13 protein-coding genes and 1 tRNA gene are annotated in these 17,029 nt (G+C 35.2%); 7 read left to right on the top strand and 7 right to left on the bottom strand.

All coding sequences use genetic code 11. The features are described 5' to 3' along the window. Positions 1-19: 19 nt before the first annotated feature. Both LXH21_RS06560 and LXH21_RS06555 read left to right on the top strand, forming a co-directional pair. Positions 20-1,441, top strand: coding sequence for a DUF262 domain-containing protein (locus LXH21_RS06560; protein ID WP_239863455.1), 1,422 nt, complete (start codon positions 20-22; stop codon positions 1,439-1,441). Beyond that, on the top strand, positions 1,429-3,414 hold the full coding sequence (locus tag LXH21_RS06555; RefSeq protein WP_239863454.1) for a DUF262 domain-containing protein: 1,986 nt from the start codon (positions 1,429-1,431) through the stop codon (positions 3,412-3,414). The genes LXH21_RS06560 and LXH21_RS06555 overlap by 13 nt, the downstream gene beginning before the upstream one ends. A gap of 179 nt (positions 3,415-3,593) precedes the next feature. On the opposite strand, the gene LXH21_RS06550 is transcribed toward LXH21_RS06555, so the two are convergent. Beyond that, positions 3,594-3,670, bottom strand: a tRNA-Ala gene (locus LXH21_RS06550). Positions 3,671-3,794: 124 nt separating this feature from the next. Here LXH21_RS06550 and LXH21_RS06545 point away from each other — a divergent pair. Beyond that, positions 3,795-4,562, top strand: coding sequence for an enoyl-CoA hydratase/isomerase family protein (locus LXH21_RS06545; RefSeq protein WP_239863453.1), 768 nt, complete (start codon positions 3,795-3,797; stop codon positions 4,560-4,562). 157 nt (positions 4,563-4,719) lie between these two features. On the opposite strand, the gene LXH21_RS06540 is transcribed toward LXH21_RS06545, so the two are convergent. From LXH21_RS06540 to LXH21_RS06530, 3 genes are all read right to left on the bottom strand, one after another. Then, positions 4,720-5,466, bottom strand: a complete 747-nt coding sequence (locus LXH21_RS06540) for a succinate dehydrogenase/fumarate reductase iron-sulfur subunit (protein ID WP_239863452.1) — start codon at positions 5,464-5,466, stop codon at positions 4,720-4,722. Between the two features lie 76 nt (positions 5,467-5,542). Further along, on the bottom strand, positions 5,543-7,543 hold the full coding sequence (locus tag LXH21_RS06535) for a fumarate reductase/succinate dehydrogenase flavoprotein subunit (RefSeq protein ID WP_239863451.1): 2,001 nt from the start codon (positions 7,541-7,543) through the stop codon (positions 5,543-5,545). Between the two features lie 12 nt (positions 7,544-7,555). Continuing rightward, on the bottom strand, positions 7,556-8,221 hold the full coding sequence (locus tag LXH21_RS06530) for a succinate dehydrogenase cytochrome b subunit (protein ID WP_239863763.1): 666 nt from the start codon (positions 8,219-8,221) through the stop codon (positions 7,556-7,558). Between the two features lie 432 nt (positions 8,222-8,653). On the opposite strand from LXH21_RS06530, the gene LXH21_RS06525 reads away from it, so the two are divergent. Next, complete coding sequence (locus tag LXH21_RS06525) at positions 8,654-9,946, top strand: aminopeptidase P family protein (protein ID WP_239863450.1); 1,293 nt, start codon at positions 8,654-8,656, stop codon at positions 9,944-9,946. Positions 9,947-9,964: 18 nt separating this feature from the next. Beyond that, positions 9,965-10,213: a (2Fe-2S) ferredoxin domain-containing protein gene (locus LXH21_RS06520; protein ID WP_239863449.1), complete on the top strand. Its 249-nt coding sequence runs from the start codon at positions 9,965-9,967 to the stop codon at positions 10,211-10,213. 68 nt (positions 10,214-10,281) lie between these two features. On the opposite strand, the gene LXH21_RS06515 is transcribed toward LXH21_RS06520, so the two are convergent. Next, entirely contained in the window at positions 10,282-10,809 is a 528-nt protein-coding gene (locus tag LXH21_RS06515) for a ferritin (RefSeq protein ID WP_239863448.1), read from the bottom strand. Positions 10,810-10,898: 89 nt separating this feature from the next. Beyond that, the gene (locus LXH21_RS06510) at positions 10,899-11,255 is read right to left on the bottom strand and encodes a hypothetical protein (protein ID WP_239863447.1); all 357 of its coding nucleotides are present in this window, start codon (positions 11,253-11,255) and stop codon (positions 10,899-10,901) included. A 429-nt stretch (positions 11,256-11,684) separates the two neighbouring features. On the opposite strand from LXH21_RS06510, the gene LXH21_RS06505 reads away from it, so the two are divergent. Together LXH21_RS06505 and LXH21_RS06500 are read left to right on the top strand one after the other, a co-directional pair. Continuing rightward, positions 11,685-12,485: a TIGR00266 family protein gene (locus LXH21_RS06505; protein WP_239863446.1), complete on the top strand. Its 801-nt coding sequence runs from the start codon at positions 11,685-11,687 to the stop codon at positions 12,483-12,485. Between the two features lie 506 nt (positions 12,486-12,991). Then, positions 12,992-13,774: an alpha/beta fold hydrolase gene (locus LXH21_RS06500; RefSeq protein ID WP_239863445.1), complete on the top strand. Its 783-nt coding sequence runs from the start codon at positions 12,992-12,994 to the stop codon at positions 13,772-13,774. A gap of 430 nt (positions 13,775-14,204) precedes the next feature. On the opposite strand, the gene LXH21_RS06495 is transcribed toward LXH21_RS06500, so the two are convergent. Beyond that, the gene (locus LXH21_RS06495) at positions 14,205-16,982 is read right to left on the bottom strand and encodes a PD-(D/E)XK nuclease family protein (protein ID WP_239863444.1); all 2,778 of its coding nucleotides are present in this window, start codon (positions 16,980-16,982) and stop codon (positions 14,205-14,207) included. Positions 16,983-17,029: the final 47 nt, after the last annotated feature.

Genomic DNA, 17,029 nt, shown 5'->3' with positions numbered 1-17,029 from the left:
TGAATTTTAAAAACTAAGAATGGCAGAAGTAAAAGTACTCAACATAAATTATAAAGACTTTATCCAAAAGTATCAAAACATTCAAATACCAGATTATCAAAGACCTTACAGATGGAACAAAGAAAAAGTAAAAGAATTACTTGAAGACCTTAGAGAGTTTTTCATAGACAAACCTGAGCCAGACTTAGATTATTACATTGGAGGAATTTTGTTGTACAATAATAAACAAGAAGACTGTTATGAAATCATTGACGGACAGCAACGATTAACAACACTCAACTTGATTTCATATGTCCTGACTGACAGTATTCAACAGGGGCAAAACTTTCACTATAACAACCACATTTCGTTTTACCATATAAAAGAAAATTATCAATTCTTGACAGAACAGATTGAGTTACTTCAATTATTACAAAAAAATAACTTTTTCAAAAAACTTGTATTTACACTCATATTAAGCAATGAAGAAGACCAATCATTTGCCTTTTTTGATTCTCAAAACAATAGAGGGGTGTCATTAGCTGCGGATGACTATCTAAAAGCATATCATCTTCGAGAAATTGAATCAGAAACATTACAATCAAAATTAGCAGAACAATGGGAACATGCAGCAATAAAAGCTCAAAACGAAAAGAACATAGAAAAAGGATTATTACACCTCTTTTATAAAATTCTTTATCGCTCTAGACAATGGAAAGGACAATCAAATATAATTCCCGAAAACAAAGACCAAATACTTTCCAGTTTTCAAAAGAAGACAATAAAATCTACAAATAATTCATATAGATTATTTAAAGCAAAAGACAATGTAAAATTCACAGAAGTTGTTATAAGTGAAGAAGATACTGTTAATCTCATTGCTTATACCGAAACTCATTTTGAAGATGTATGTAATCTGCCATTCACAATTAGGCAACCACTTTACAAAGGTTTAAATTTCTTCCAATTCACACAAAAATACTATGCGATTCACCAACTGCTTTTCTACAAAACCCATATAGAAGATAGCGGTATCCAAAAGGTTAGAGTGTTTTATAGTGAAATTTATAATTCAAATATGTCAGAATACCTAAGACACTATATACAGTTGTGTTTAGTGATGTACTATGATACATTTGGAAGTTTAGAAATAGATAAAGCTGTTCAATACTTCGACTACTTCATTGGAAGTATCCGTATTGAAAAATACTATGTTCGGCAAGAAGCTATTAAAAATAGTCTTCTCCAATCAGACAACAACTTATTAGATGTTATTGCACATTCCTATCTACCTGAGGAGGTATTTGATTTTATTTCTAGGCAAAATCAAGTAAAAACAATTTATAAGAATGAAAATTTAAAGGCAGACAATGGTGTAAGAGACAACTACAAGAACAGAGTTATTTCCTACTATGGTTTAAAGGAATATAAATTAACAAAGCGCATTCAATGGATAAAATAACATCGTCATTATATACAATAAATAAAGTTGTATTTGAAGGACTTCGGTTCAATATTCCACGATACCAACGTTTATATGTTTGGGAAGATGAACAAGTTGAAACTTTATTTAATGACCTACATACAGCTTGTATCGTTGGTAAGGATATGTATTATATTGGTGGAGTAATCTTGGTTAAAAATAAATGGGATAGTGAATTATTTGATTTAGTTGATGGTCAACAGAGATTTACTACTCTTTGGCTAATGGCATATGAACTAGGCGATTTACTCCTTGATTTTAGAAACAAAGGGAAAGAACAAAGGATAGAATTTGCAATTAGACCTAAAGTTGAAAAGTACTTTAAAGAATTATCAAGTAATCTAGAGTTTTCTACAGAACTAAACCGAGAGTTTGAGGACCTAGTTAGGATTGACTTAGCAAGAAGAAGATTGAAAGAGCTGATACAATCCAAAATTAAGAGTGAAAGAGAAAAAAAATATTTCGCTGACTTTATTGCTGAAAAATTGAAGTTTGTTGTTACCATTGTACCACAGAAAACAGACTTAAATAAGCTTTTTGAAACATTAAACAATAGAGGGGAACAACTATCCCAGGATGAAATCTTAAAAGCAAGAATTTTAGCAGGCATACAAAGTCGTCCAACTAGATGGAAATATTCAGGAATTTGGAATACTTGCAATGATACTAGGAATTATTTGGAGCGTGCTTTAAGCTATGAAATAGGTTCTGCAAGAAGTATTGCTGATTCCTACAATCAATGGTCAAACGTTTTTGATACAAAAAAAATAAGGTCGCTATTCGACAAAAGCAACAATCTACAAAGTGATTTATTAAGTTTAGAAAAAATATTAGCTAAGCGAAAAGTTGAAGATATCGCAGAAGGCGAAGTAAAAATTTTAGCTGAATTACATCCTAATACAACTGATGATGAACTTCAAAAAGTGAGAAGTATTTTGACATTTCCTCAACTTTTGCTACATACTTTACGAATTTTTAGATACAAAAGAGGATTAAAGGATATTCAAAGAATTAATGAAAAAGAGTTGCTAAAAATATTTGATGAATATTTTTTACCTAAAAAACTACCAACAAGCCAAGATGAATGGGGAGACTTTGAAAATGATTGTAAAGAATTCGTTGAATTGCTTTTTAACATCAGAGAAATTTTTGACAAGTACATAATTAAATGGGTAGAGATTGGGCAGAATAATGAAGAGTTGATGATTAAAAAGGTCAGAAAACAAAATCAAAAAAAGGGAGGTCGGACATATTATTTAAGAAGAGAAATTACAGAACAATTTAGTGGACTTACACACTTACAAGGACTACTATATCATTCACAACAAAACACTACTCAATATTGGTTGACACCTTATTTAAATTGGCTTTTAGAACATCCTAGTTTTGAAGATGCTTACGATTGGTTGAAAAAACTTGACAATATATTGTTTTGTACAAATCGTGATGAAGAATTGCTAACCGAAAGAACTTGGGAGTGTATGACTGATTATCCAAAACACCCTATTGATTATTCAATTTTAGTTAAAGAATTAGGGACAGGCTTTCCTCATTATTGGTTTTACAAAATTGATTTTATTCTATGGCACGAAAAAGAGGAATTAAGAAAGACTCAATGGAATAGTTACAAAGTTACTGCCAAGAACTCAATTGAGCATATTGGACCACAAAATCCAAGAGACAAAAGGGATAAAGTTTGTGTTGAACAACTCGATAAAATTGGCAATTTGGTACTTGTAACCAGAAGTATAAATTCAGAATATGGAGACCAGCCATATAAAGTTAAACGAGCAAGGTTTATTGACAAGAAAAATAAAGGTTCTTATGACTCATTAAAGTCAGATTTAATTTATGGTAATGATACATGGAATGATGGCTTAGCTAAAAAGCATCAAGAAAAAATATTGGAAGTATTAGAAAAGTATTTTGACAAGACAAAGATTGAAGATTAAATTAATATAAACATGGTCAACAGGAATGCCAACTACTAATAAGTATTTGGCACATTGATGGCTTAAGTCCTTCTTTGACTAAATAGAGTTACTTCAAATGATTTTTCAAAAAGCACACTCTAAAAGTACACTTAGATAAAAATAAAAAAGCCTTACATCTCTGTAAGGCTTGGTTTTACTGGTGGAGAATACCGGATTCGAACCGGTCACCTCTTGCCTGCCAGGCAAGCACTCTAGCCAAATGAGCTAATCCCCCAAGACAGTGACAAATATAACATAATAATTGATTACTCAAACAGCCACAATTCTATATTAGAAAATTATACTATTGCCTATTTTCCAGTTAATATTTTTAACTTTACGACAAACACAATAATAGTATGGCACATATAATTTCAGAAGGCACATTAACTAGCACCGTTACAAATAAAATAGCAACTGTGACTTTTGGTCATCCTGCAAGCAATTCGTTTCCTAGGACTCTGCTAGATGCCTTAACAGCTGAATTAGATTCTTTGAGCCGTAATGATGATGTCTCTGTGATTTTACTGCAAAGTAGTGGCGAAAAAGCTTTTTGTGCAGGAGCATCCTTTGATGAACTTTTAGCAGTTGAAGATATGGAGCAAGGAATCCACTTTTTCTCTGGTTTTGCCAATTTGATCAATGCGATGCGAAGGTGTTCAAAAATCATTGTGGGACGCGTACAAGGCAAGGCCGTAGGTGGTGGCGTAGGCATTATCGCTGCTTGTGATTATGTTTTTGCTACAGAGGCGAGCGCGATAAAATTATCCGAAATTGCGATCGGTATTGGTCCTTTTGTGATCGAACCTGCCGTTAGTCGCAAAATAGGAAAAACAGCTGTGACCGAACTCTCACTAGCTCCCGATAAATGGAAAACAGCACAGTGGGCGCAGCAAAAAGGATTGTATGCCGAAGTCGTAGCAGATATTGGTAAATTAGAGGAAACCATTCTTCCTTTTCTCGAAAAATTAGCTTCGTACAATCCAGATGCTTTATTGGAAATGAAAAAAGTAATATGGGAAGGTACCGAAAATTGGGAAACACTATTGACAGAAAGAGCTAAAATCACCGGAAGATTAGTACTCTCAGACTTTACCAAAAAAGCACTATCAGGTTTTAAAAAATAAAACAAAAAAAACGCATTCAAATTAATGAATGCGTTTTCTGTTTAATCTATATCTAATCTATTTTTAAATTCAGATTTTGCTATCGAATAGAATAATAGTATTACACTACTATTTTACTTCAGCGATCTAAAATCGTTATTCAAAAATCATAAATTAATTACCCTTTCATACTTGCAGATAAATATTCTCTGTTCATGCGAGCAATATTTTCCAAAGAAATACCTTTTGGACATTCTACTTCACAAGCTCCAGTATTGGTACAGTTACCAAAACCTTCTTCGTCCATTTGTTTTACCATATTTAATACACGCTCAGTTGCTTCAATTTTACCTTGAGGCAATAATGCATATTGAGAAACTTTTGCTCCTACAAACAACATAGCCGAACCATTTTTACAACTAGCAACACAAGCTCCGCAACCAATACATGTTGCAGCATCAAAAGCGTGATCTGCATCTACTTTATTAACTGGAATTGTATTAGCATCAATAGTGTTACCAGATGTGTTTACAGAGATAAATCCTCCAGCATGTTGGATTCTATCAAAAGAACTTCTGTTTACAACTAAATCTTTCACAACTGGAAAAGCTACTGAACGGAAAGGTTCGATTGTAATTGTATCTCCGTCCTTAAACATACGCATGTGCAATTGACAAGTAGTTACACCTCTGTCTGGTCCGTGCGCTTCACCGTTGATAAATAAAGAACACATTCCGCAAATTCCTTCGCGACAATCGTGGTCGAAAGCTACTGGATCTCCACCAGCATTAATTTGTTGTTCATTGAATACATCAAGCATTTCAAGGAATGACATGTCAGGTTCAATTCCGTCGATTTTATAATCAACCATTGCTCCTTTATCTTGGGCGTTTTTTTGACGCCATATTTTTAATGTAAGTTTCATACTGTTTTAGTTTGAAAATCATAAAGTCGAAAGTTGAAAGTCAATTGACAATTTACTTTTGGCTTTTGACTAATTGCTATTTGTAATTTCTTTGAACTAGTTTAATCGCTTCAAAAACCAAAGGCTCTTTATGTAAAACGGCATCACTAGGTTTTCCTTTGTATTCCCAAGCAGCAACGTAGGCAAAATTCTCATCGTCACGAAGTGCTTCCCCTTCTTCAGTTTGATATTCTTCACGGAAGTGACCTCCACAAGATTCATTACGGTGTAGTGCATCTTTTGCGAATAACTCACCCAATTCCAAGAAATCGGCAACACGAGTCGCTTTTTCTAGTTCTTGATTAAATCCTTTATCAGTTCCAGGAACTCTCACTTCTTTATAGAACTGTTCTCTCAAAGCAGAAATCTCAGCTATAGCTTCAGTTAAACCTTTAGCATTACGAGCCATACCTACTTTATCCCACATGATTTTCCCTAATTTCTTATGGAAATAATCAACAGATTGAGTACCATTGTTGTTCATAAACCTTTCGATCTGATCTTTTACTCCTTTTTCAGCAGCATCAAATTCAGGAGTATTGGTTGGAATAGCACCCAATTTAATATCTGGAGCCAAATAAGCACCGATAGTATAAGGTAGTACAAAATATCCATCAGCCAAACCTTGCATTAAAGCCGAAGCTCCCAAACGGTTTGCACCGTGATCAGAGAAGTTTGATTCTCCGATAGAGAAACAACCAGGAATAGTTGTCATCAAATTATAATCAACCCAAGTACCACCCATTGTGTAGTGAACCGCTGGGTAAATCATCATTGGTGATGTATAAGGATCCTCATCTACAATTTTATAATACATTTGGAACAAGTTCCCGTATTTACTTCGAACAACGTCAGTACCTAATTTAGTTACCAAAGCCGAATCGCTTTCATCCAGTCCTTTAATATGCGCTTGTTCTTTTCCGTAACGTTGTACTGCAGCAGCAAAATCTAGGTAAACTGCTTCACCTGTTTTGTTTACTCCAAAACCAGCATCACATCTTTCCTTAGCTGCACGAGATGCAACATCACGTGGTACCAAGTTACCAAAAGCAGGATACCTTCTTTCTAAGAAATAATCTCTATCCGCTTCTACTAAATCTTTAGCACTCTTTTTACCTTCACGAATTGCTTTTGCATCTTCAGCCTTTGCAGGTACCCAGATACGTCCATCATTACGTAATGATTCTGACATCAAAGTCAATTTTGACTGATGATCTCCAGAAACAGGAATACATGTTGGGTGAATTTGTGTATAACAAGGGTTTGCGAAGAACGCTCCTTTTTTGTGAATTTTCCAAGCTGCTGTAGCATTCGATCCCATTGCATTTGTAGACAAGAAGAAAACGTTACCGTAACCTCCAGAACCAATTACAACTGCGTGAGCAGAATGTCTTTCGATTTCACCTGTAATCAAGTTACGAGCAATAATTCCTCTCGCTTTTCCGTCAACAATTACTAAATCTAGCATTTCGTGACGGTTGTGCATTTTTATTTTTCCACGACCAATTTGACGGTTCATTGCAGAATAAGCTCCCAACAATAATTGTTGACCTGTTTGACCTTGAGCATAAAATGTACGAGAAACTAGAGCACCACCAAAAGAACGGTTGTCTAGTAGCCCACCATATTCACGAGCCAATGGCACCCCTTGAGCGACACATTGGTCAATGATGTTTGATGAAACTTCAGCCAAACGGTGAACATTTGACTCACGAGCACGGTAATCTCCTCCTTTTACAGTATCGTAAAACAATCTGTAAACAGAATCTCCGTCTCCTTTATAATTTTTTGCTGCATTGATTCCCCCTTGTGCTGCAATAGAGTGCGCACGACGTGGTGAATCTTGAAAACAAAATGCTTTAACGTTGTATCCTAACTCTGCCAATGTAGCAGCAGCAGAACCTCCAGCCAAACCTGTACCAACAACGATAATATCAAGATTACGTTTGTTAGCAGGATTTACTAAATTAATATGATCTTTATAATTTGTCCATTTGTCCGCAATTGGGCCATTTGGTATTTTTGAATCTAATGCCATTATAATTGGATATTAATGATTGAAATGATGAAATAAAGCAACAAATACAAATCCTAGGGGAATAATAATTGCGAAACCTAATCCGAAACCTTGTAACCCTTTTGAGAATTTATTATTCGCTCCTATAGATTGAAAAGAAGAACTAAATCCGTGTTGTAAATGCAAAGACAACAATACGAAAGAGATGCAGTACAAGGCTGTACGTACAGGGCTTTCAAATTTCTCTGCCAACTCATGGAAATACCTAGTTTCATTCAAAGGTCCAAACTCTACATATTTATATGCCATCTCTGGAACCCAGAAATCATAAAAATGCAGTCCTAAAAATGCCAAAATCACAGAACCTGAAATAATCATGTTACGTGATGCCCAACTTGCATTTGCAGCTCCATTGTAGCTTGCATAAGAAATTGGTCTTGCATTATTGTTTTGAATATTCAAAACAAAACCCATAATAAAGTGAAAAATCACTCCTACAATAAGAATTGGTTGAATAACAAACTGAACCAATGGATTATTCCCCATAAAATGAGAAATAGAATTGAATACAGACTCACTAAAAACCGAAGTCATATTGATAAAAAAATGCTGTGCTAGAAACAACATCAAAAATAGTCCTGAAAGTGCCATAGCTACTTTTTTAGCTATTGACGATTTCAATAATCCAGATTTTGCCATAATATTTATAGAATATAATTTAAAAAGTACACAAAAATAAGGCAAAAAGGCACCAACTACAACCTTTTCGCTACTATTTATAATCATTTTAAAGTGTTTAATCATAGATTTCACCAACAATACTAGCAAATCAATTAACTAACTAATAAACAGATACATAAACAAAATAACAGCATATTAATCCGAAAAACAATCTCCCAACTTCATTAAATTATAATCAATGAAATGTTTGCAAAAAAAAGAATACTATAATTTTATCCTTTTATAATTTTAATTCCACAAATACACAAAAGCAACTCATTTTGTGTGTAAATTTATTTTTTTTCATCTTTATCAGATTTGTTTTAGCACTATCCTTTATCGAACTTATGCTTTTTCTTTCCTTCAAATAATTTCAAATGCTTAAATTTGTTATCTAAAATATAAAGCACAATGAAATACCATACTATAGATTCTAATTTATTTGTAAAAAATCGCAACAAATTTATCGCTCAAATGAAGCCCAACAGTGTTGCTATCTTCAATTCAAACGATATTTACCCTGTAAGCGCCGACAGTAGTTTGCCATTTGCACAACACCGCGATATCTTCTATTTATCCGGTATAGATCAGGAAGAAAGCATTTTATTGCTTTTTCCTGATGCACCTTATGAGAATCAAAGAGAAATGCTTTTTTTAAAAGAAACCAATGAGCATATTGCCATTTGGGAAGGTGCCAAATTAAATAAAGAACAAGCTTTTACTACCTCTGGAATCAAAACGGTATACTGGTTGCAGAATTTCGAAAAAGTATTAGCCGAGCTAATGACCTATTCTGATACTATTTATATCAACACCAACGAGCACTACCGCGCTGAAGTGGAAACTGAAACTCGAGAGGCTCGTTTTGTAAAGTGGTGGAAAAACAAATATCCTGCTCATACAGTAGCAAAGAGCAACCCTATACTACAGCGCATTCGATCAGTAAAAGAACCAGAAGAAATTGCTTTAATACAAGAGGCATGTAATATTACCGACAAAGCTTTCCGACGCATTTTACCATTTGTAAAACCTGGCGTAATGGAATACGAAATTGAAGCCGAAATGATTCATGAATTTGTACGTAACAGATCAAAAGGATTTGCTTACACACCAATAATTGCCTCGGGTAATAGCGCCAATGTGTTGCATTATATCGAAAACAATAAAGCTTGTAACGACGGCGAATTAATCTTAATGGATACTGCAGCTGAGTATGCTAACTATTCTAGTGACTTAACGAGAACTATTCCAGTTTCTGGGCGTTATTCTCCTAGACAAAAAGCAGTTTACAATGCTGTTTTACGTGTAAAAAATGAAGCAACAAAAATGTTAACACCAGGAACACTCTGGAAACAGTATCATATTGAGGTAGGACAAATTATGACCTCAGAACTACTTGGTTTAGGCCTACTAGACAAAGCCGATGTACAGAATGAAGACCCAGAATGGCCCGCATATAAAAAATACTTCATGCATGGAACTTCCCATCACATGGGACTAGACACGCATGATTATGGTATCTTGACAGAACCTATGAAAGCAAACATGGTATTTACGGTTGAACCCGGAATTTACATCCCAGCAGAAGGTTTCGGAATTCGTATTGAAGACGATATTGTCGTTCAAGAAACTGGAGAACCTTTTAACTTAATGAAAAACATTCCGATTGAAGTGGACGAAATTGAAACTTTGATGAATGCTTAATCAGAAAACTAAATCATTATGAGCAAGATAACATTTCCCTCAAAAGCTATTTTTATGTGCAACGGCAGCAAATGCGGAAAACACAAAGAGGTCAAAAAATACATTAAGCAGCTCAATAAAGAGAGCGGTACTGATGATAAAATAGAAATTTTTAAAATGGAATGCTCTGATCGTTGTAAAAGCGCACCCATCGTTTATTTCCAACCCGAAAATGTTTGGTTAGAGAAAGCCGATGTAGCTATGTGCAAAGAGCTGATCGAAAAATAGAATAAAAAAAACACCCTCACTACAATCAAAATAGTAAGGGTGTTTTGTTTTTAAGAGCTCGGTTACAATTATTCAGCCGAGCCTATTTTTGAGATTTGAACATCAAGTTCAAATTTACCAGTAGCACTGTCTTCATCAATCAATTCAAAAAGTTCTAATGCTCTTCTGGCATTCTTTTCTTCTTCTCTTTGCTCAGCAACATACCACATCATAAATTCTTCAGTAGCATAATCATTTTCCAATCTACATTTGGCAATTACCTTATTGATCGCGTTTGTAACTGCAATCTCATTATCAAGTGCAATTGCAAAAACCGATTTAAACGAGGCAAATTCTTGTTGCACTTCACCAACTGTTGGTGTAATTGCAATACCTCCTACTTCGGTAATATATTTAAAAATTTTAAGGAAATGTTCTCTTTCTTCTTCCGCTTGAGCATAAAAGTAGCCAGCAGTATTCTCGAACCCGTTACGCTCTAACCATGAAGCCATGGCCAAATACTTATTAGATGCATCACTTTCAATTTTACATTGCAAGTTTAATATATTTTCGACTCCTTCTTGCAAAGAGGAGTTTGTTCTTAATAGATCTTTCATAATTCAATTCTTTATATAAGTAAAGTTACAAAAAAATAAACCAAGAAGAAAATGTAGAATTCACTTTGTATTTGTTCTAAATTAATATACTACGCTTCTTCGAGAGTTAATACGACATTTAGCAGCGAATGTAAGTTGAGTGTAAATTTTGTACCATTTAATAATTCTCTTAGTTGCACGATTTCGCAAATGGTAAGTGTTCTAGAAAAATTTCTTTTTGTGTTTTCAATCAATTGAGCATCTGATTGGTCTGACAAGTCATATAGCATATCCAAAATCAGTACACTGTTGACCTTTCTCTGAAAAATTAAAAAGTCCTGCACTTTGTAACTTGAAGTAGTACCTACAAAGTTTATAAAAATACTATTGGTCAAGTCACATTGGTAACTATAACCGTTTGCCGTTTCAAATAATACGTTACTCTTCAACTGATTAAACTCTGACATTGCACTAAATTTTTATAACGCCACAAATTTAAATAATTTAATTCAAAACACTGCAACTTTTCTATTATAATTAAGACTAATTTTAAATAAGATCATTTTAACCTTTATCCGACTGTATATTAGGAGCAGAAAAATAGCTTTCCATAACAAACATCCCTCCTGTTATCTGCTATATCTCTTGTTGCACTAGCGTTACACAAGAGGATGCCTCCCGAAGCTTCGGGACTACCAGGGCTAGGTTGTACAACTCATTTCGAAATTTCATTTTATCAAATTGTTAAATCGATCCAAAGAAACTTTTCCAGTTCTCAGAAAAATCATATCTTTTAAGTTCGAAATACAAATAATAATTTCCAATTATTTAAAGTAGAACAGTAAATACAATTCAACGATAGTTAGGTTTCAACCAAAGCAAAAAAAAACAATAGTATGACAGCACATGAAATAGATTACGAAATCTTCGGCGAAGAAATGCAATACGTAGAAATCGAATTAGACCCTCAAGAAATCGTCATTGCCGAAGCAGGTAGTTTTATGATGATGGACAATAACATTCAAATGCAAACCATCTTTGGGGACGGATCAGAACAACAGTCCGGAATTTTCGGAAAATTACTCTCTGCTGGAAAACGTGTATTAACGGGCGAAAGTCTCTTCATGACAGCTTTCATCAATCAGCACAACGGCAAAGCCAAAGTATCTTTTGCATCACCTTATCCTGGTAAAATTCTACCTATTGATTTGACTGAGTTCAACGGGAAATTCATTTGCCAAAAGAGTTCGTTTTTATGTGCCGCCAAAGGCGTAGCAGTCGGAATTGAATTTTCAAAAAAACTGGGTCGCGGCCTCTTTGGTGGCGAAGGCTTCATCATGCAAAAAATTGAAGGAGACGGAATGGCATTTGTACATTCAGGTGGAACAATGGCCAAAAAAGTATTAGGACCAGGTGAAATCCTAAAAGTCGATACTGGCTGTATTATCGGTTTCACACAAGAGGTAGATTATGATATCGAATTTATTGGCGGAATCAAGAACTCTGTGTTTGGAGGCGAAGGTTTGTTTTACGCAACGCTTCGTGGTCCCGGAACAGTTTACATACAATCATTGCCTTTCTCTAGACTTGCAGACCGCATCATCGCATCTGCACCCAAAGCAGGTGGAGATAGTCGCGGCGAAGGAAGTCTCCTTGGTGGATTAGGTAATTTATTGGATGGTGATAATCGATTCTAAACTTTTACAACCTGCAAGGTTTTAAAAACCTTGTAGGTTTAGTATTTAAAAAAGTCTTTATCAAACAGCACTTACATCAAAACAAACCTACAAGGTTAGAAAAAACCTTGCAGGAGCACAAAACGACATTCTGAACTGGAGGTCGTTTTTTTTTAGGCGATAGTAGGCAGAATATAAGCACATACTTCAGCAGCGCACAAAGCTCCTCTATCGAGTATCACCAAAAACAACGACATATTTCTATAAAAGCTGAAATTCCAATCATGCTGCCCCAGACAGCAACGGCAGCCCTGACTGAAAAATGCCTTTTTTGCGGGAGTAGCAGAGCGACCAAAGGAAGCTCCTGCTATGACCTAGCAAATAATGCATTTTGATGGAAGGCTATAGTGAATGGCTGGATCAGGCCCTCAATACAATTGTTATTAAATGAAGAATAACTTTTAACGTCCGCGTACTTTTAAAAAATAATTAAATTTTAAATTTGCACCTAACGTTAACTCCATATTTTGAATCAAATTCAGCATAAAAACACTTCTATTTCGTTTACAGATTCTGGCAAAGGCACAGCTATCGTTTTGCTACACGGTTTTCTCGAAAACAAAAAGATGTGGAATGCTTTTGTGCCCGAATTTTCTAAAAAAAATCGGGTGATCACTGTTGACTTACTGGGTCACGGACAAACGGAATGCATGGGCTATGTGCACACGATGGAGGACAATGCAGATGCGGTGCAGGCTGTGCTCGCGCATTTACGCATACGTAAGGCAGTTTTTGTGGGGCATTCTATGGGCGGTTATGTGGCTTTGGCTTTCGCCGAATTATTTCCAGAATCGGTTAAAGGTTTGGTGCTGCTCAACTCTACATCTTTAGCAGACAGTGATGAGCGCAAAACCAATCGCGACCGCGCGATCAAGGCAGTAAAACAGTCGTATGTAAATTTTATTTCGCTCTCTATCGCAAATTTGTTCAGTGAAGCCAATCGAGAACGACTGCTGAACGAAATTGATTTTGTAAAAAAAGAAGCTTTACGGACACCGCTTCAAGGTATTGTGGCTTCTCTTGAAGGAATGAAAATACGTGTAGATCGTGAAGTGTTATTGCATCTAACTCCTTACCCGAAAATGTTGATTCTAGGTGAGAAAGATCCCGTTTTGCCCTACCTCGACACTATTACACAGATTGAAGATACTCAAGTCAAACTCGTAACTTTCCCTGACGGACACATGAGTTATATCGAGAATCAAGAAGAACTTACTGCTGTTTTGTTGCAGTTTTTTAAGAAGGTATAAGTTTTCATGATTTCCGAACACAGATTGGAGAAATTAAAGATATCTTGATAAATCTAGCCTTCCTTTGCGGTAAAATGGGACGCGGATGACACGGATTTTTTTTTACTTTAATTTTGTTTACATTGTATATAGCCGCAGATAATCACGGATTCGATTGTTCTCTTGCGATTTGCGTCTGTACTTAAATTAAAGATTTTGCCTTGCGACTTAGCGCCTTTGCGGTTAAACCTCAAATAGATTATAACAGATTCGACTGTTCTCTTGCGACTTACGTCTTTACCTAAATTAAAGACTTTACCTTTGCGACTTAGCGCCTTTGCGGTAAAAACCCATATAGATTTTCACGGATTCGACTGTTCTCTTACAATTTGCATCTGTACTTAAATTAAAGATTTTGCCTTGCGACTTAGCGCCTTTGCGGTAAAAATATTCACACTTTCTCCTCAAACGGAATGTTTTCATCTAGAATTTCGCCTAACAGTAAGACCAACTGCTCTAGAAATTGATCCATGATTACTTTATCAATTTTGTAATTATCAACTTTTCCTTCTTTAAACACAAAAGGTAAAAATCCTGATTTTAAATTTTTGAATGAGATAATTCCGACCTCTATGTCTTTTTCACCTGCGTGATGCTCATACATGTAAGCGTACGCTAAAACTTGAATGATTTTATCGTGTTTGATATCGTCGATTAATCCGTTCCAAGATTTAAGGGTTACCGAAGACTTTTCTACTTTACCCGTTTTATAATCTATAATTCGTACTACTGCCGGCGCTCCGTTGACAGATCTTTCTTCGATTCTGTCAACATTTCCTCTAATTAAAACAGGAAACGGTAATGACGGATGGGTTAATTGACGCTCAAAAGTAGTCTCGAGCGCAATAATTTTGATAGCATCACCTGCTTTGATACTTTCTAATTCTACTTTTAAGAAATTGGAAACATTACGCTTGGCAACTTCAAAGGCCAAAAGGTTACGCCCTTTTTTGATTTCGCCCTCCTTATAAACGATTTTAAATTGCTTCAATACCTCCGCATCAATAAGCCTAAAGGCATTAAGAATATCTGACTCAGACACAAATCGACCCACAAAAGGATCGTACAACGATTTAAGTGTTTCGTGTATAATGGTACCCAAAGTATTCAAAGCAATATTTTCTTCGACCTCTTCTACTTCACGAATACGCACAATTTTCTGGAAATAAAACTGCATTGGATTGCGAATATAACTCGTCAATGCCGACGGAGAAAAACCAGCTTTAGCAATTTCTTGCAAACGCTCCATCACCTTTGGAGACTTCTCGACAATCATGGGCGAGTAGGCAGTCTCGGGAACGACTGCATTGTAAATCTCTTGAGTCAATATGTGTCTGTCTTGCTTCTCGACTTCGAGTTGCGTGATAAAACGGCTTCGTTCACCGGCATCAAGCCCGTCGCTTTCGGTATTGTAAAGTAAATACACATTTTTGGCACGTTGTAACAAATGATAAAAGTGATAGGTGTAAATGGCGTCTTTCTCTTTAAATGTCGGCAACCCAAGCTCTCTCTTGACATCATAAGGAATAAAGGAATTTTGCGATTTCCCTGCTGGAAATTTCCCTTCATTCATAGACGTCACAATCACCGTATCAAAATCAAGTACACGACTTTCTAACACTCCCATAATTTGCAAGCCGTTTAAAGGTTCCCCTTCAAATGAAACCTCAGCTAAGTCGATAATCTGTTTGTAAATAGCATGAAGTGTATCGATCTTGTCGATATCGGGATGAGCGCTATAGTAGTTGATCAGCTTATTGATCACTTTGTATATCGCGTAAACAAATGACTTTGTGATCTTTTCCTCTTCGTTGTCATTGCTCAAATTATTTTTAATAGCAATTAGCAGTTCAGATACCGATTCTAATACCGCAACAGAACCATTTTCCCACTTTTGAAACAGTAGCGCAAATAGCCCGGTTGGATTTTGATTGAGCTCAATAACTTTTTGATGGGTGATAAAAGTATAATTGTTTTCATTTATAATTGCCACCAATTTTGCTGCTCCTGCATAGGGCTCAACTAGCGGGTGTGTCAATATATCTAGTACATCTTTGTAATAAAACACATAATTCTTGGCGTTACGAGACAGCGCATTGGTATGCATTTTAAACAATTTTGCAATTAAAATTTGCGCTGGATTGTTCTTACCCGAATATCCCATAGTAATATTCAGCGCTCCCACACCAGAAGGCAAAGCATATAACAACGGAATTAGTACATTTTCTTCTCCAAGTACTATTGCAACCCTATCTAGAGAAGCTGTTGGGTTTTGTTCAATAATTTTTTCTATAATACTTCCAGCAATTTTTGCTTGTCCGATCGTTTTGGGTGTACCAATAACTTGTATGTTTTTGGTTTGCGAAAACTCATCGACAATCCACTCAAAGGGATTTGTCTTATAATTTTTCCATGATTTTTTAAAGCGTCGAATAAATAATCCTGCGTCATGATAGGGGTCGTTCAAAAAAGTTTGATCAGCGTCCCACAGAATCTCCGCTTTATCAACAAAAATTAATTCCTGAATTATTTTTTCTTCGGATGCGTTCAAGGCATTAAAACCTGCAAATAGAAAATAATCATTACTGATTTTATCTGCAAAATTGGGCAAATTACTTACTGCTTCACGGTAGATAAGTCCTTGGTATCCTATTTTTTTTGCAAGTAAATGTGCGTAAAGGGCATTATAATATTTAGGAAGAAGCTTCCAGAAATCAATATAGTTTTCTAATAACTGTGTTTTATTCTCTACTTCAATACCCCATTTTTTAATATCTTCAATATCCTTTAAATAAGACAGCACATATTTTGGATCGAGCAGGTAACGATCTACCTCATTAAAATCTTGCAAAAGCGTTTTACCCCAATTGGCAAAAAGCTCAAATGATTGTTGCTGGGGTTTTGCGGTTACAGACAAATAAACTTCATAAAATTCAAATAATAAAGCAATCGAATCGATGGAGCGAATGCTGGCAATATCCTGAATAAAATCTTCAATACTGATGATTTTTGGTGCACGGATATTTGTTTTTATTTGTTTTTTTAAAGCTTCTAATAAAAATACTTTGGCTCTTTTATTAGGCAAAACAATTGTAGTATTATTAAATTGTTCTGGGTCTTTACTCAATAAATGAGTTGCAATTTTATCTAGAAAAGGAGTATTTGTCATTTTATAAAAATAAAAAAACGCCCCGATAAATCGGGGCGTTTTCTAAA

The organism is Flavobacterium algicola (genome assembly GCF_022399565.1).
GTDB lineage: Bacteria > Bacteroidota > Bacteroidia > Flavobacteriales > Flavobacteriaceae > Flavobacterium > Flavobacterium algicola.
The sequence above is the reverse complement of the archived record's forward strand: the minus strand, read 5'-3'. Positions and strand labels throughout refer to the sequence as shown.

Excerpts from the sequence above, each read along its gene's own strand:
- LXH21_RS06560 (WP_239863455.1), top strand. The coding sequence starts at position 20 with ATGGCAGAAGTAAAAGTACTCAACATAAATTATAAAGACTTTATCCAA.
- LXH21_RS06555 (WP_239863454.1), top strand. The coding sequence starts at position 1,429 with ATGGATAAAATAACATCGTCATTATATACAATAAATAAAGTTGTATTT.
- LXH21_RS06545 (WP_239863453.1), top strand. The coding sequence starts at position 3,795 with ATGGCACATATAATTTCAGAAGGCACATTAACTAGCACCGTTACAAAT.
- LXH21_RS06540 (WP_239863452.1), bottom strand. The coding sequence starts at position 5,466 with ATGAAACTTACATTAAAAATATGGCGTCAAAAAAACGCCCAAGATAAA.
- LXH21_RS06535 (WP_239863451.1), bottom strand. The coding sequence starts at position 7,543 with ATGGCATTAGATTCAAAAATACCAAATGGCCCAATTGCGGACAAATGG.
- LXH21_RS06530 (WP_239863763.1), bottom strand. The coding sequence starts at position 8,221 with ATGGCAAAATCTGGATTATTGAAATCGTCAATAGCTAAAAAAGTAGCT.
- LXH21_RS06525 (WP_239863450.1), top strand. The coding sequence starts at position 8,654 with ATGAAATACCATACTATAGATTCTAATTTATTTGTAAAAAATCGCAAC.
- LXH21_RS06520 (WP_239863449.1), top strand. The coding sequence starts at position 9,965 with ATGAGCAAGATAACATTTCCCTCAAAAGCTATTTTTATGTGCAACGGC.
- LXH21_RS06515 (WP_239863448.1), bottom strand. The coding sequence starts at position 10,809 with ATGAAAGATCTATTAAGAACAAACTCCTCTTTGCAAGAAGGAGTCGAA.
- LXH21_RS06510 (WP_239863447.1), bottom strand. The coding sequence starts at position 11,255 with ATGTCAGAGTTTAATCAGTTGAAGAGTAACGTATTATTTGAAACGGCA.
- LXH21_RS06505 (WP_239863446.1), top strand. The coding sequence starts at position 11,685 with ATGACAGCACATGAAATAGATTACGAAATCTTCGGCGAAGAAATGCAA.
- LXH21_RS06495 (WP_239863444.1), bottom strand. The coding sequence starts at position 16,982 with ATGACAAATACTCCTTTTCTAGATAAAATTGCAACTCATTTATTGAGT.